The sequence below is a fragment of the Sphingobacterium sp. xlx-130 genome (assembly GCF_011007405.1).
Lineage (GTDB): Bacteria > Bacteroidota > Bacteroidia > Sphingobacteriales > Sphingobacteriaceae > Sphingobacterium > Sphingobacterium luzhongxinii.
This window is the reverse complement of record NZ_WFKN01000010.1, coordinates 42,723-59,186: the sequence shown is the minus strand read 5'-3', so window position 1 is coordinate 59,186 and position 16,464 is coordinate 42,723. Positions and strand designations below refer to the sequence as shown.

The window sequence follows — 16,464 nt, the reverse complement described above, 5'->3', positions numbered from 1 at the left end:
ATGATTAAGAATATATTTTTATGTGTTGTTGTAGCGATCAGTCTTTCATCCTGCGAACTGACAGTATCGCCGACGGACAAGTATGACCAAGAGACTTTTTGGTTAGGCGCCAAGACGGCTAAGGCAGGGCTCACGGGGTGCTATGCCGCTTTAAAAGATCAGTATTTATTTGGTAATGGATCCCCTCTTTGGGAAGAATCGGCCAGTTCCAACGCTTATAATTACGATAATAGACTGGGTTGGAATAGTGTGGCCTTAGGCACACAGACGCCAGATCTGGCATTGTTCAATGGACGATGGACAGCAGCCTACCGCGGTATCGGTCGGTGTAATGCTTTGTTAGACAATATCGACAAGAATCAGGAGCTTTCGAAACCTGAGATTATGCAGATGAAGGCTGAAGCACGCTTTCTGAGGGCACTCTTGTATCAGATATTGATCACTTATTACAAGGATGTACCACTGATTCTGAAAGAAGCAGAGTTAGAACAGAAAGACTACCCACGCACGGCTCATGCAGAGGTTGCTGATTTCATCCTGAAAGAATTGGATGAGGTTGCCACATTGCTTCCTGTGCGTTACAGCCAGAATGGCGATATCGGTAGGCCCACACGGGGTGCAAGCTTGGCATTAAAGGCTCGTCTTTTGCTTTTTGAAGCATCTCCTTTGTTGAATCCTGATCATGCTACTGACCGTTGGGAAGCGGCCGCTGCCGCCGCTAAACAGGTGATGGACCTAAATACGTATAGTCTTAATCCCAATTATAGACAACTGTTCTTATTGAGTGGTGAAAATGGAAGAGAAAGTATATTTGATATACAAAATGTCAACGAACCAAACTTAGGAAGTAGCTTCGATATTACCTTGCGGCAATATAATAATGCTGCTCCACTTAAGGACCTTGAGGATGCCTATTGGATGATCGATGGCAAACCGAGGGCTAGTTCAAGCTTTGCCAATTCGGCGGCATACGAAAATTTAGATCCTAGGTTTAAGATGACTATCGTGTACCCTGGTTCTACATTTATGGGCGAGACCGTAAAAACCAATGGTAGCAACATTGTATTCAAGGTGATACAGACCGGTTATACCTTTAAGAAATACAGCATTTATGATGCTGCTGCAGTGACTACCGAACAGGCTCAAATTGGAGAGAATATGTCCGAGATCAACTATATGGTGCTACGCTATGCCGATATATTATTGATGTATGCTGAGGCGATGAATGAGCTTGGACGCTTGGACGCTACGACTTGGGCAAATACTATTGGGGAAATCAGGAAGCGGGTTGGATTTACAGCGCCAACAGCTCTTTCTTTTCCGGGAGCTGACCAGAATTTGTTGCGAACACATATACGGTACGAGCGTCGGGTAGAGTTTGCCGGTGAGGGTCTTTATTACAACGATCTTAGACGTTGGAAACTAGCCGAAAAGGAGATGAACCAAAGTATTAAGAAATTTGATGGCGCTATCATTATTTCCCGCTCGTTTAATCCGGCTAGGGATTATTGGTGGCCTGTTTCCAGCTCTCAAATAGAATTGAATCCGAATCTTAAACCAAATAACCCAGGTTGGGGTGAATAAATAAGACATACACATGAAGATTAATTTGCGAATTTATTTAAAACTATGGGTGCTGCCCTTGATGGTGCTTGTACTGTCTTGCACTGCAGAAAAGAATCCTATATTAGACTTTTCAGACCCATTTGGCGATAGTAGTGAAGAGAGTCATCCCGTACCAGCTCTTAAAGATAGTCAACGGCCGATCCTTATCAGTGAGCAGTCCGAGGGGCAAGTGGTCATCATAGATTCACTGAGCAAAGGAGTGCTTTGGAACTGGAAGGCTAGCGAACATCTCAATAGTACCCAAGCGGCTTGGTTTAAAGAGATTGATGAGGCAAAAGCCGTTTATCAGAAGCAGTATATACTACTCACCGCATCAAGTGGTGGGGTTGCTTTAGTCAGGATCAGCGATAAGAAGCTTATGTTTTATACGAGAGATCCGGGAAATCCTCATTCTGCAGAGCTTCTTCCGGATGGTAACATCGTGATGGCTAGCAGTATAGCTTCCAATGGACAGGGTGATGCCCTAAAACTCTACAAAGTTGATTCTTTGAATGCTTATGTAGCCAAGGAGCACAAACGCTATAACCAGACATTTGCACATAATGTGGTGTGGGATTACAAAAGGAATATACTATGGTCTACCGATGACCAAAACCTTTACACTTTTACGTATGAAAATAACGGAGGCGACCTTAGTTTGACCAAGGGAAGCAAATTTTATACACTTCCTGACAGAGATCCGCATGATATGTTTCCAGTCTATGGTAAGGAGGAACTTTACCTGACCACGAGTTCCAAGATCTATATTTTTGATATAAACAGCGGAAAATTTATGGAGCATCCTTATTCGAAGCGCAACATTAAATCCATAAGCGATGGCCCTGCAGGATTTGGTACGATCATTGTCGAGCCCACTACTTCGTACTGGACCAATAGAATAATTAATATCAGGGGTAGTAGTGCTTTCTTCAAGGATTCGTATAAGATGTATAAAGCACGCTGGTTTATCCACAATCCGTTCAGTTATCCATCTAACCACAATTATAAACAGACAAATTAATCAGGAGTATGAAAAATATATTTTTACACGGTTTGATTGTGCTCTTCATTGTTTCTTTGTTGTGGAGCTGTAAAAAAGAAAGTGAAGATTCTATCGCTCAACCTGACTTTATAAAGACCTCATTACCGGTGTCGCTCGCAATTGATGGAGGGCAAGAATTTGAATTTTATATAGCGGATGCGACCGAGGGTGTAGTCTATCAATGGGAATTGCCCGATATGCTTACCTTAATATCCGGACAGGGGACCAACCGTATTACGGTGCAGGGATCTGTTGAAGGAGGTTTAATTCCAGTCAAATCACTAGGTGTTACAGCTGTGAAAAATAAGAAACGTAGTTATACCCGTTGGTTCTATAAGGAGATCACGATATTGACTCCACCACCGAGCCTGGATAACTATAAGACTAAGAGATTTGGATCTAAGACCTGGATGATTGAAAATCTGAACGAAAAAGGCGTCGATGGCAACCTAGGTTGGGCCTATGATAATAATGAGAGTAAATCAGCTATCTATGGCAGGTTGTATACATGGGCTGAAGCCCTAACAGGTATTTCCAAAGCGACAGTAGCTCAGAATCCGTATAAGTTTGGGTATGCTGGTGTGGATGATGCCGGTAATGCATTCAAGTTTGATGGAACAACAGCGAGTTCGGCCAATATACAGATTCAGGGTGCCTGCCCTAAAGGCTGGCACCTAGCGAATGCCAATGATTGGTATGATCTGTTGGTCGCCATTAAAGCGGAATACAACATATCAGGTAGTGTTTTATCGGATGTAGGCTCTAGTAAAGACGGTTATATCATAGGTTGGGGCAGAGAGGTAGGTGTTGTAAATAGCATAACTCTGACCAATTGGGGGATTGTCGGCCCGTACCTTAAAGGAAGTTCCCCACAATCTGCAGGTGGGCTTTGGGAGGGAGGCACTACCTTTAATTATGGTGGCAATTCAAACTTCCCAAGTGGAGCTTACCCTTTGTTCAAAGAATTGAGTGAGCAGATCGACTTTAATATTCTCCCTAATGGTCGTTGGAATGAAGCTAGTAAAGCCTTTCAACAAGAAGGCCTGTATTCCTATCATTGGGTGCCCTTTCTTAGTGCTAATGTCGGTAATAATCCATTAAGGCTCACTATTGGGGCGGGCAATGCTAATTTTTCAAATGGAACCGATTCTGGTCTCAATGGATATTGCATACGTTGTGTCGCCAATTATATAGATTAAAATGTTTTATTAATAGGCTGCCAATAGGTTAGCATTAGCAATAAGCAAGAGGGGCTGTCTTTTTGAGATAGCCCCTCTTTTTTGTACAATCCCCACATTCCTCCTAAAGCTAACGTATGGTCTAACAATTATTACCATGATATCTAAACGCTTGGCTCAGCGGTAGTGCTATAATACAATTTTCGATATCATAGTTGCCTGTAGGGACTAAACCGTATTTCGGCTTCTATAATTATTGGGTGAGATGCCCATTAACTTAGTAAACAATCTTGAGAAATAGTATTGATCCGAAAATCCTAATTCCAGAGCGATTTCTTTCACCAGTTTGTTTGTAGAATATAGACTTTGACAGGCCTTTTGTATTTTAAGAAGATTAAAATAATCTATTGGAGTATGTCCCGTGTTTAGTTTGAAAACATTCGACAGTTTTGATACAGAGCATCCGGCGGCATTAGAAAGAGCCGAAATCGTAACGGTTCCAGTAAGATTTAACTGCATGTAAGATATTGCTTTTTGTACTATATCGGTTTGGTGATTGGAGGAGTTTTTTTTAACAATAGATTCATTCTGGAAAAGAAATAATGTCAAGAAATTGCAAAACTGCATATTCACATAAACGATGTATTGCGTACTATAACCACTTTCCAGCACGGTGAACATATCATCAAATAGTTTGAGCGCTTCCTGATGACATCTAAAAGCTTTGGGCTGGAAAGCTACCTGCGTAAAACCAAATTCATTTAATTCGGATATTCCAGTTCCTCCAAACATTGTCCAATAAATTGTCCAAGGATTTTCAGTTGAAGCCCCATATTCGTGTTCAATATTCTTGGGCAGAATGATAAAATTATTGGGTTTAATGATATACGATTCTCCTCTTAATTTTACCCATCCTTCACCTTTGGTACAATAGATTAGGATATTGTCTTTGCTTCCTTTTTGACGATGTGTATAGTGTTGGGCAGCATTCGGATAATATCCGATTTCGGTTATATGCAGGCTCTTTAATAGCGCGTTAGCCTCGATTTGTGTTTTTAACAGCTGAAATGGGATCACTATTATTTTTCGGCCTTTACCCGACCAGTAAGCATCTGGGATGGTGATTTTAGAAGTATATTCGCTCTTGTTCATATAATTTAGTCCATCATAATTGTTATATAATCTATTTCTTTTATTGGTTAGTGTAATTAATTTTAGCAATTGCTACTTTTTTAAAGCCTAATAATTTCAAAAAATGCAATATAAAAATAATATTTAGTGCGTTTGATCACTAAATGTAACCAATGAAAATTAGAAACTTTAATCCATCAAAACGATTTGGTGTGTAACATTTTATAAATCAAATATGAAAAAAGTAATTTTGTTTTTATGCTTTAACACCATGTGTATTTTTTTTGTTAAGGCACAGTGGTCTGTGATAGGAGATGATTCTACAAAACAAGTAAGATGGAATCTAGTTCAAAAATTTACTCCCGAAGCGTGGAATGCAAGCAATTTTGCCACTAAAAGCGAAATGGAATGGTTCAATGCTGCCCGTTACGGCATGTTTATTCATTTTGGTCTCTCAACCTACGTCGGGAAAGATCTGAGTTGGGGCGTAAATCAGACCCGTAAGGCTCCCGATAGGGGAAAGGGGCCTATTCCTGATAGTGTTTGGACCACATATCCGCAATATTTTAATTTTCCAAATTTTGATGCCAGAAAATGGGTTGAAATAGCGAAAAGAGCGGGTATGCAATATATTGTCACTATTGCCAAGCATCATGATGGGTTCCATCTTTGGGATACTGACTTTTCTGATTTCAAAGTGACCAATACTCCCTTTGGTCGTGATTACTTAAAAGAGATTGCAGACGCATGTCACGAGGCAGGGATGAAGTTTGGAATATATTATTCCCAGCGAGATTGGTACCATCCAGATTATGCTCCTGTTGATCCATCTCTGATCGAAGTCGTAGAGGAAGCACCCTATTTTAAGCCCAAGCCCGGAGTAAAAAAAGTACTGCCAGGACCAAGGCATAAAAAATACATTGAATATCAATATAATGTAGTTCGTGAATTGTGTACCAAATACGGTAAGATAGACGTGTTTTGGTTTGACGCAAGTTGGTGGGGCGGAATGTTTACTGCGGATATGTGGGATTCTGAAAATCTAACGCGGATGATAAGAGAATTGCAGCCCGGTATTATCATTAACAATAGAGCGAGCATTCCCGGTGATTTTGACACTCCCGAGCAAAAAATAGGGATGTATCAAGAACGACCATGGGAAAGTTGTATAACTTTGAGCGGTTCTTGGTCTTGGTCGAATTCTCCTGTAAAGTCTAAGAAGACACTAATACAGATGCTTACAAATACAGCCTGCGGTAATGGAAATATGCTTTTGAGTTGGGGGCCTAGGTGGGAAGGTCATTTTGAACCTTCTCAGGTAAATAGGCTGGAAGAAGTAGGTGATTGGCTCAAGCAATATGGTCATACCATTTACAATACCAAAGGAGGGCCGTGGTATCCCGGTTCATGGGGAGGAAGTACCTCTCGCGGTAATAAAGTTTTTGTACATATTACGAGTGATACGGATAGTCTGTTAGAGCTTCCCCTATTAAAAAATAAAATTGTTGCCCTCAAGAGTTTGACGGGAGAAAAAGTAAACTTTATTCAAGACAATAATAAGGTGCGCATTGATTTTAATAAAAAGCCTTTAGACCAGCCTTCTATCATCATTGAATTGGAGTTTAAAGATGAAATCTTAGGGATGGCAAATAACAAAAGTCAAAATTTAGGATTTGCAGATCCAATTTATGGTAATATTATTTTAAAGAATGAGCACTTAGGATCTAAAGGCGGGCAAATTACTGTAGATCTTGGTCAAGTTTACACGGTTACAGGTATTGATGTTGCAAATGCAAAGATTGGTACGTCGGGTATATTTGCTGTAGAAGTATCAACTGACAAGATCTCCTGGAAAAAGATTGAAGAATTTAAAGCAGAATTAAGACGCAAAGATGTTATTGTTGCACAGTTTAATGCAGGCATTGAGTTGCCAGGAGTACCTGCTCGCTATATGAGGTTGTCTTTAAAAGGCGGAAAGGACAAAGATTATAAACTTGATCACTTATATATATATGGAAAAAATGACTAATTATATTACTCAGCGTAGATCTATTTCATCCAGCTCCGTAGCTTTAATGTTTTTTTTGTTGTTTGGGTTATCTTGGAGTGTACAAGCCCAGGGCATCAAGGCATCGGAGGATTCATTTGCGTCTTGCCTTAAATATATAGGAGTGGCGATAGACGAACCCGGTTATACCATTTGGGGAGCTTCACCGATCATGACCCCCGATGGTAAAGTTCATTTATTTGTTGAGCGTTGGCCCGGCGATAAAGTAGAGCCTTTTTGGCGTTCTCATAGTGAGATTGCGCATTATGTGGGTGATTCCCCGGAGGGGCCATTTAGGTTTTCAAAAGTAGTCTTGAAAGGTACAGGCAAGGATACTTGGGACAAGGTAGCGGTTCATAACCCTACTATTCATCAAGTGGGTGATCAATATGTACTGCTCTTTATTGGAAATAATAATCCGAATCAGCCACCACATCCTGCTAATCAGCATATAGGTATGGCCGTTTCGAAGCATATAGATGGACCCTGGGAGCGTGTAGGAAAAGATGGAAGAATCTTGTCCCCATCGGACAATCCGCAATACTGGAATTATCAAGCTAAAAACGGCGTGAACAACCCCGCATTGCTTCAACATCCAAAAGGTGGGTTTTATTTGTACTATAAGTCCAGTGACGGTAAAAATGCAAAAATGGGACTTGCCATTGCTGAGCAAATCGAAGGACCCTATGTACAGTTGCCTTTTCCCGTTACCAATAATGACGAATCCGTAGAAGATGGTTATGCATTTTATCAGGACGGAAAATTTAACCTGTTGACCACCGACAATCATGGGTTAATTGAAAGAGGGGGTGGTATTCTTTGGAAGTCAGACGATGGGATTCATTTCAATGAAAAAGAGCAGGGCTACTTTCCGGTAGTAGGCTATTTAGGCAAAGAAGGTCTTAAGAATGCGGTCAATCATTATTTGAGTAGAGATATTAAATTTGAACGTCCACAGGTTTTGATGATTAATGGTAAAGCAGCATATTTATATGTCACTTCAGGCTTTAGTCTTTTCGGAAGTGGTAATACCCAAAGCTATGTCATGAAGATTAGTTCTAAAGGTGCGGTTGCGTTAGACCGGGGTTTAATAAATAAAAATTGATTATTCCAGATAATAGAAAGATGAAATTATTTACGAAGACCTTGATATACTTCTATTGCATACTATGCTGTCACAGCTATACGTTAGCGCAGCATATGGTGTTGGAAAATGACCTAATGCAACGTTCTTTTTCTTTTGATGGCAAAGTTTGGCGGACGACTGGTTTTTATAATAAATCTCAAAAAAAGAGATTGCACGTAAATAGCGAAGAAGTGTATATCTTGCCGATGGGGAGTGATAAAGGATACGGTATTGATGCTTTCGAAATAGAATCAATACCGGTTCCTTTTACAAAGGGAGACACCAGTTTTATTCAGATAAACTATAAGCCACTAGTATCTCGGTCAAACAGCGACTCTATGCCTACCCGGATGACCATCACCTATTATATTGCAAAGCACGATGCATACACCCGCAAATTTATTGAGTTGCATTATGAAAAAAAGGCTACCGTCGATAGACTTGAAGTCGAACGTATGGTTGTTGACGCTTCAGCGCAGGGAGGAGGCAGAGGAGAGCCAGTTTTTGTAGCTGATGATTGGTTTTTTGGTTTAGAATATCCGGCAAGTCATACAAGGCACACAGATGGAAATACGCCTAAAGCAGATGGTAGATATTTTGAAAAAGTAGGCAACTATAGTTATATCGATCTACAGGGGCGGGATATAACACCTACCCCTACAAAAGGACAGTTGCGGCTCATGCATTTTCCTGGCTTTACTAAGCTTAATGAGCGTAAAGGATTTATCATACATAGTAAAATTGCCGCAATAGGTATGCGGCAAAATGGATTATCTATCCACCAATCTTTTATGGCATACTTGGCGAGCATATGGAAATCACCAAAATCTTTTCTTCACTATAATAATTGGTTTGATCAAAAAGCAAAAGATCTAAGTGGTGATGGTCTGTTGAACGTATATCGAGAATTCAAGCGGGCGATCGCACCTTATGGAGTGAAAATGGATGCTATGGTCGCTGACGATGGTTGGCAAAACAAAAATTCCATATGGGAGCCCTCACCGAAGTATTTTCCGAATGGGATGGCTGATGTGAAAAAATTAAGCAGCAAGCTTAAGAAAGAAGGTGTCGGTTTCGGACTGTGGTTATCCATTGCAGGGTACAATAGCAATATTAATTGGGGGATAAAGAATGGCTATGCCGAGGCCGTGAGAAATAAGCATTTTGAACGATTTGGTAGATATTATAGCTTGAGTGCGGATAAATACAAGAATGAAGTGCTGGAAAAAATACCAGCTATTGCTCGAGATGCTGATTTGGTTTACTATAAGCATGATTTCAATGACTTGTCCGATAGGAGTATAGGGAATAATCATCCCGGTACCGATAGGCATGGCCACGAAGCAAATTTGGATGCACAAATTGAAATATTGCTAGCTACAAGAAATCTTAAACCTGACATTATACAAAACTTAACGAATTGGGTATGGTTTTCTCCTTACTGGTTGATGTATTCAGATTATCTTTGGTTACTTGCCGGCGATGATGGTACTAACGGTAATTGGCCTGATTTGTCTTACTGGGCCATGAAGACCAGCGATCGTGACGGCTATTTTTGGCGGATGTGGGGAGACCCCGACGATAGACCGCTGGTTCCCATCTCTCGCATTATGACCCATGGAATTATTAAAACGGGGAAAACGGTTGAGAAAGAAACTTTACAAGATTGGATGGATTATGTTTTGATGCATTATGGCAGAGGTACCCTTTTAAAAGAATGGTATATTTCCTCACCATCTATGAATGCTGATGAATGGAAAGTTTTATGCTTGGTTGATAATTGGGCGGCTAAGCATCGGGAAAAGTTGAACAGGACATTTTATGTTGGTGGTAGACCAGATGATGGGGAGGTTTATGGTTATGTGGGGTGGAACAAGAATACGGGTGTGATGACGATCAGAAACCCTAATGCAAATAAGCAAATACTACGTATACCTTTTGATGCAAGTACAGGTTTTGAGGGTGACTTAAAAAGAAACTATTATGCACGAGTTGTTTTCCCTTATATTGGAGACTATCCAGTAATATTTAAGCCTAATACGATTATGGAGGTCGAGGTGCCAGGCTATTCGACAATGGCATTAGAAATCGGTCCTGGGACAAAAGAAATCCCCTTGGATAAGCCTTCAGCAGTTCAATTTAAAGCCACAAAAGATACATCAGGGATACGAGTTGATTTAAAAGTGCCTAGCGATGCAAACGACAGGGCAGAGCTGCTAGTAATTGGCTGGCCCGACGAGGTCAATGTATCCATTAATGGAGCAATTGTGAGGCCCCAAAAAAGGACTGTATCAAAGTTAAATTCATACCCCGATTTTGCAAAGCCCGGTATGATTAATGAAAAGTCGCAACCTTGGGTGATGGCAGGCTTTGATCTGACTCCTTATGTAGGTAAGGATGTCACTATTTTATTCGATCAGGCCGAAAACTTTGAAAGCCATGTTCTATTTGAGCGAAAAGTCAAAGCAAATAAGTATAAAAAAGAGAACAATACCTTGTGGCCGCTAACCAATGATACCAGAAGAGAAACAATCCGGCTGTATTAATGAATTTTTCGGTATGCTATATGTTTTTATTACCGGTTATTGTTCATCGCGCCGCGTAAAGAAAAAATAAACGTTAAAAACTAGTGAGACAAAAAATATTTCATATTGCAATCGTTCTTATGAGCTTTGTATTGCATGCGCATTCGCAATCCAAGCCTAATATAATTTTCATCTTAGCGGATGATTTAGGTTATGGTGATTTGCGAAGCTTCAATCCAGAAGGGAAGATACCCACACCGAATTTGGATAAGCTAGCTTCACGGGGGATGCGATTCACTAATGCCCATGCCAGTTCTGCCGTATGTACACCATCACGGTATAGTATTATTACAGGACGATATCCATGGCGATCAAAATTACAGAAGGGCGTTCTCTTTGGATTTGATGCCCCACTAATAGAACCCGATAGGACTACTGTTGCATCCTTTCTTCAGGACAACGGTTACTTTACCACAGCTATAGGCAAGTGGCACTTAGGTCTGGAATGGGCCATTACAGATTCTACACGTACAGATGGTTGGGGAATAGATTATACCAAACCCATTAAAGGAGGGCCAAATACTCTGGGGTTTAATTATTTCTATGGTATCAGTGCTTCTTTGGATATGCCTCCGTTTATTTTTATCGAAAATGAGTATACACTCGGTGTACCCACTGTCACTAAAAAATGGGTCAGAGAAGGGCCTGCCGAGAAAGATTTTGAAGCCCAAAAGGTACTTGCTTCCATCACACATAAGGCGCAGCAAGTTATTTATAACCAGGTAAAAGAGCAAAAGCCTTTTTTTATGTATATTGCTTTGACCTCCCCACACACCCCTATATTACCTACAGAAAAGTTTAAAGGTAAAAGTGGTGTTACGGACTATGGAGACTTTGTTATGGAGACGGATTGGGCAGTGGGGCAAGTCATGAAAACCTTAGATTCGTTGGGTGTAGCGGACAATACCCTAGTGTTTTTTACGAGTGATAATGGTTTTGCGCCTTACGTACTTAGGACCCACAATGTTGAAAGTTTAGGTCATTACCCAAGCAATAACTTGCGTGGATATAAAGCAGATGTGTGGGATGGAGGGCATCGTGTACCGCTGATCGTAAGTTGGCCGGATCAAGTCAAGGGTGGTAGCGTTAATCACAGTGTTATTTCCTTAACAGATTTTATGGCCACCTGTGCCGATATTTTGAACAAAAAGCTGCCAGAGGATGCCGCCGAGGATAGTTATAGCCTATTACCGTATTTATTAAGTGCTTCAGATAAGGCCGTTAGAGCTGCCGTCGTCGCACAATCTCATGATGGCAATTTTTCAATCCAGCAAGGAAAATGGAAATTAATCCTGGGTCCTGGGTCAGGAGGGTGGGCGGCTCCCAAAAATGAAGAAGCTTATAGACAAGGTTTACCTTCCGTTCAGCTTTATGATATGGTGTCTGATATTTCCGAGAAAAAAAATTTAGCGTATCGACACCCTGAAGTTGTGACAGATTTGATGAAATTATTGGAGCAATATGTCGCTCAGGGAAGAAGTACTCCCGGTAAGCCCTTACAAAATGCGGTACAGGTTGATATTTGGAAAAAGTAAGACTATATTGATTGCAATAAATAATTTTTAGATGAAAAGAAGTAACTTATATTTTTCTTTTATTTTTTTGGTATTTATCTTCTTCGCGTCGTCAGACACCTTAGATGCACAAGAGCGACGCCCTAATATCATTGTATTTTTGGTAGATGATATGGGATGGATGGATACATCAGTACCTTTCGGTGATAGTGTAATGGCATTGAACAGGATATACCGTACGCCCAATATGGAGCGATTAGCCAGAGAGGGAATGAAATTTACAAATGCCTACGCAACTCCTGTCTGCACACCTACACGGGTCAGCCTATTGACAGGTATGAATGCCGCTCATCATAGAGTGACCAACTGGACCAATGTGATGAAAGATAGACCTTCAGATGCTGAAGACAAACAATTTAACCGGACCGATTGGAATTATAATGGTTACAGTCCCGTCCCTAATGTACCCCACACCGCCTACGCGACGGCTTTGCCACAAATATTAAAAGATGCGGGGTATTTTACAGTACATGTTGGTAAAGCGCATTGGGGGGCGCAGGGTACTCCAGGCGCCAATCCGCTTAATTTGGGATTTATGGTAAATGTGGCTGGTAATGCTATTGGACATCCACAAAGCTATTACGGCAAAGATAATTACGGGAATATTCCCGGAAAATTCTCTTACAATGCCGTGCAAGGTTTGGCAGAATATTACGGGAGCGATACCTTTTTAACAGAGGCACTTACGCTCGAAGCTCTTAAAAGTATCGATCAGCCAGCAAAGAGCAAGCAACCTTTTTATTTGCATTTAGCCCATTATGCGATTCATGTCCCCATGCAAGCAGACGTACGGTTTGTTCAAAAATACTATGATATGGGATTGGATTCTGCCGAAGCAAAATATGCAAGCTTAATTGAAGGGATGGATAAAAGCTTAGGAGATGTGATGGATTATCTTGAAGAAAATGGACTTGAAAAGAATACGATAATTTTATTCATGTCTGATAATGGCGGCCTAAGTTTGACCAGCTTTCGTGGTGGGGAAGCACACACACAAAATCTCCCGCTTAGAGCTGGAAAGGGATCGGTATATGAGGGCGGTATACGTGAACCCATGATCGTAAAATGGCCAGGAGTAGTAAAAGCAAATACCCGAAATCATCAACCTTTAATTATTGAAGATTTTTTTCCATCTATACTAGAGATGGCCAAAATTTCAAAACCAAAATTGCTGCAGCAAGTAGATGGGGTAAGTTTTGTACCCCTGTTAAAAGGCGCTAAATTTATGCACGATAATCGATCTCTGATCTGGCACTATCCACACAAGTGGACTCCTCAGGATGGGCCTGGGATTAATTATTTTAGTGCTATCCGGCGGGGGAAATGGAAATTGGTGTATGATTATAGAAGAGAGACACTGGAGTTATATAACTTGAGTGAAGACCTAGGAGAGCAGGTTAACTTGGTTCGTCAGCAAACCGGGATTGCAACTCAGCTTGCCGCTGAGCTGACCGACCAATTGAAAAAGTGGGGAGCCTTAATGCCGACGACCAAAGAAAGCAACAAGGCAGTGGCCTGGCCGGATGTAATTTTAAAACAAATGAATAGTAAACTTAAATAGGTATGTCGGTCGGTTATAAAAACCTGAATGTTATGATTAAATTTTTTACAATGAACTTTGATCTTAGATCTGTTATCTGGAGTTTTTTTTGGATGTTTTTGCCTGTCTTGATCTTCGCGCAAGACACTATTCCCAAACCATCGCCTGCTCAGTTAAGGTGGCAACAATCCGAGTTGGTAGCTATTTTTCATTATGATTTACATGTTAGCGATGGCAAGAAATACAAGCAGGCTCATAATCGTATTAATCCCGTAGAGGATTACAATATTTTCAATCCGGAGCGATTGGATACCGACCAGTGGATCCGCTCTGTAAAAGATATGGGCGCCAAGATGGCTATCCTTACGGTGACCCATGAGACCGGCTTTGCCCTGTACCAGTCCGATGTCAATCCCTATAGTATGAAGGCGCTGAAATTTCAGGACGGGAAAGGTGATATTGTCCGTGATTTTATAGCATCCTGCAAGAAATATGATATTCTTCCCGGTCTCTACATCGGCATCCGCTGGAATTCATTTTTAGGTGTTTACGACTTTTTGGTCAGTGATGATGGGAGTGAGTTTGCGAAGAACCGACAGGCGCATTACAACCGAATGTGCGAAAGAATGACCGAAGAGCTGATGTCCCGATATGGTCCCTTGGCCATGGTCTGGTTTGACGGAGGCGCCCATGGTCCCGAGTTGGGCGGTGCGGATATTCTGCCCATTGTCGAAAAGTACCAGAAGGATATTATTTTCTACCACAACACCCAGCGAGCGGATATCCGCTGGGGAGGCAGTGAGACGGGCAAGGTGACGTATCCATCTTGGGGTACCTATCCCTTCCCTTATTCCCATTCTACGAATCAGAAATTTGTTTTCAAGGACAATTTCCGTCTGCTGAAGGAAGGCGATCCCGATGGTCGATACTACATGCCCGCGATGAGCGATGCCCCTTTGCGGGGCTATAACGGTCGTCACGAATGGTTCTGGGAGCCGGATGATGAAGCGGCTATCTTTCCTCTTTCCAGCCTGATGGATATGTATTACGGATCTGTTGGGCGCAATTCCACGTTGATCCTTGGACTGACACCAGATCCGTCGGGATTACTTCCCGAGGCCGATGCGAAGCGTATCAAAGAGTTTGGTGATGAGATCAGGCGAAGATTCTCGGCGCCACTTGCCAAGACCAGTGGCGAGGGCAATATCTTGACCATGAAGTTGCCCGGATTGCAGACGGTCAACCATATTCAGCTGAAGGAGGATATTGCCCATGGCGAGCGTGTAAGGGAATTTAAAGTGGAGGGCAAAACAAAACAGGGCTGGAAAGTGCTTGCCAGCGGAAGTAGTATCGGGCACAAGTATTTGGTCAAGGTGGATGATGTAGAAGTTTCCTCGTTGCGGTTTACAGTTTCCAAGAGCAGGGCTAAGGCCCTGATAAAGGAGTTCGCCGTGTTTGCTGTTAACCATAAATAATATATAAAATGACGCTTAAATATAACTGGAAATTTTTTTTAATCGCTGTTTGTTTCCTTGTAGTTACGAATGTGTCGATTGCTCAACAAGGTAAAGCTTTTAAAGTTGTTTCTTATAACATTTGGAACGGCTATGATTTTGGGAAAGACCTAGCGAGACGAAATGAGCTCAGAGCTTGGGTAAAGGGGCAGGTGCCAGATGTTGTTGCCTTGCAGGAACTGTGTCAATATACACCTGAGAAATTACAATCGGATGCTGAAAGTTGGGGGCACAAATATTCCCTGCTGCTTAAAACAACAGGCTATCCAGTAGGTATAACCTCGAAATATCCCATCGCGTTAAAAGAAAAATTAATACCGGGTTTACATCATGGAGCGTTGCATTGTACTATTAATGATATAGACTTTGTGGTTGTCCATTTACATCCTGGCAGTATTGAGTTTAGACGCAAAGAAGCAGACCTATTAGTGGATAAGTTAAAAACAATCAGGGCGCAAAGTAAGGATTATATTGTTCTAGGAGATTTTAACGCACATTCACCCTTTGATGGAGATTTATACGATCCAAAAGGATATTTTTTGGAACGAATGAGAGCACAAAATAAAGGAAAGGGGATTAATGGCAATTTACTGAATGATGAGCTTGATTATTCAGTGATCTCTTCATTTTTAGCATTTCCACTTATAGATGTCGTACAGAAGTTTACCCAAGGAATACCGCAACGTGGTAGTTTTCCGACATTAGCCCTAGCGCCAATAAATCAAGAGACCGATCAGCAAATGTTTGACCGATTAGAAAGAATAGATTATATTCTTACCTCTCCAGATTTAGCTACGAAGTGTATTGGTGCAAAAGTGTACAATGGAAAAGCCAACGGGTTGCTGTCGGACCATTATCCCGTAGTTGCAGAGTTTCAATTTTGACAAATTATCTATTTATACCTACTTCCAGTGTATCAAGGATCTTGTTAGGTAATCCCAACTTGAAGGCTGACCGCCCTTCAAGTTGGGATTACTAATTCACATCCTAATCTCCCTAATAATGAATTCTCAATCAGAGAATTCAAGCGTATTCACTTAGAATCTCATTATAAAATACCCTTTAAACGTGGAATATAGTCCATTGTATTTGTAATATCCTCTATTTTTTCTGTTTTACCTT

General features: G+C 41.2%; 11 protein-coding genes. 10 read left to right on the top strand and 1 reads right to left on the bottom strand.

Annotated elements, in window-relative coordinates; genetic code table 11:
- From G7B18_RS16140 to G7B18_RS16130, 3 genes are read left to right on the top strand one after another with little or no spacing between them, the layout of a single operon-like run.
- Complete coding sequence (locus G7B18_RS16140; protein ID WP_164111572.1) at positions 1-1,584, top strand: RagB/SusD family nutrient uptake outer membrane protein; 1,584 nt, start codon at positions 1-3, stop codon at positions 1,582-1,584.
- Between the two features lie 13 nt (positions 1,585-1,597).
- Positions 1,598-2,626 (top strand): DUF6528 family protein, encoded by a 1,029-nt coding sequence (locus G7B18_RS16135; protein ID WP_164111573.1) that lies wholly within the window; start codon positions 1,598-1,600, stop codon positions 2,624-2,626.
- An 8-nt stretch (positions 2,627-2,634) separates the two neighbouring features.
- Positions 2,635-3,846, top strand: a complete 1,212-nt coding sequence (locus tag G7B18_RS16130; RefSeq protein ID WP_164111576.1) for an FISUMP domain-containing protein — start codon at positions 2,635-2,637, stop codon at positions 3,844-3,846.
- 207 nt (positions 3,847-4,053) lie between these two features.
- Here the strand turns inward: G7B18_RS16130 and G7B18_RS16125 are convergent, their stop codons facing one another.
- Positions 4,054-4,977, bottom strand: a complete 924-nt coding sequence (locus G7B18_RS16125; RefSeq protein WP_164111578.1) for an AraC family transcriptional regulator — start codon at positions 4,975-4,977, stop codon at positions 4,054-4,056.
- A gap of 214 nt (positions 4,978-5,191) precedes the next feature.
- Between G7B18_RS16125 and G7B18_RS16120 the strand changes: the two genes are divergently transcribed.
- From G7B18_RS16120 to G7B18_RS16090, 7 genes are all read left to right on the top strand, one after another.
- Positions 5,192-6,985: an alpha-L-fucosidase gene (locus G7B18_RS16120; RefSeq protein ID WP_164123459.1), complete on the top strand. Its 1,794-nt coding sequence runs from the start codon at positions 5,192-5,194 to the stop codon at positions 6,983-6,985.
- Positions 6,978-8,108 carry a glycoside hydrolase family protein gene (locus tag G7B18_RS16115; protein ID WP_164111582.1) on the top strand — a complete coding sequence of 377 codons (1,131 nt, stop codon included), beginning with the start codon at positions 6,978-6,980 and terminating at the stop codon, positions 8,106-8,108. The genes G7B18_RS16120 and G7B18_RS16115 overlap by 8 nt, the downstream gene beginning before the upstream one ends.
- A gap of 20 nt (positions 8,109-8,128) precedes the next feature.
- The gene (locus G7B18_RS16110; RefSeq protein ID WP_164111583.1) at positions 8,129-10,675 is read left to right on the top strand and encodes a hypothetical protein; all 2,547 of its coding nucleotides are present in this window, start codon (positions 8,129-8,131) and stop codon (positions 10,673-10,675) included.
- 119 nt (positions 10,676-10,794) lie between these two features.
- Positions 10,795-12,249: a sulfatase family protein gene (locus tag G7B18_RS16105; protein WP_164111586.1), complete on the top strand. Its 1,455-nt coding sequence runs from the start codon at positions 10,795-10,797 to the stop codon at positions 12,247-12,249.
- 31 nt (positions 12,250-12,280) lie between these two features.
- The gene (locus G7B18_RS16100; protein WP_164111588.1) at positions 12,281-13,849 is read left to right on the top strand and encodes a sulfatase; all 1,569 of its coding nucleotides are present in this window, start codon (positions 12,281-12,283) and stop codon (positions 13,847-13,849) included.
- A 2-nt stretch (positions 13,850-13,851) separates the two neighbouring features.
- Positions 13,852-15,303, top strand: a complete 1,452-nt coding sequence (locus G7B18_RS16095; protein WP_205601725.1) for an alpha-L-fucosidase — start codon at positions 13,852-13,854, stop codon at positions 15,301-15,303.
- A gap of 8 nt (positions 15,304-15,311) precedes the next feature.
- Positions 15,312-16,226 (top strand): exodeoxyribonuclease III, encoded by a 915-nt coding sequence (locus G7B18_RS16090; protein WP_164111590.1) that lies wholly within the window; start codon positions 15,312-15,314, stop codon positions 16,224-16,226.
- Positions 16,227-16,464 lie beyond the last annotated feature (238 nt).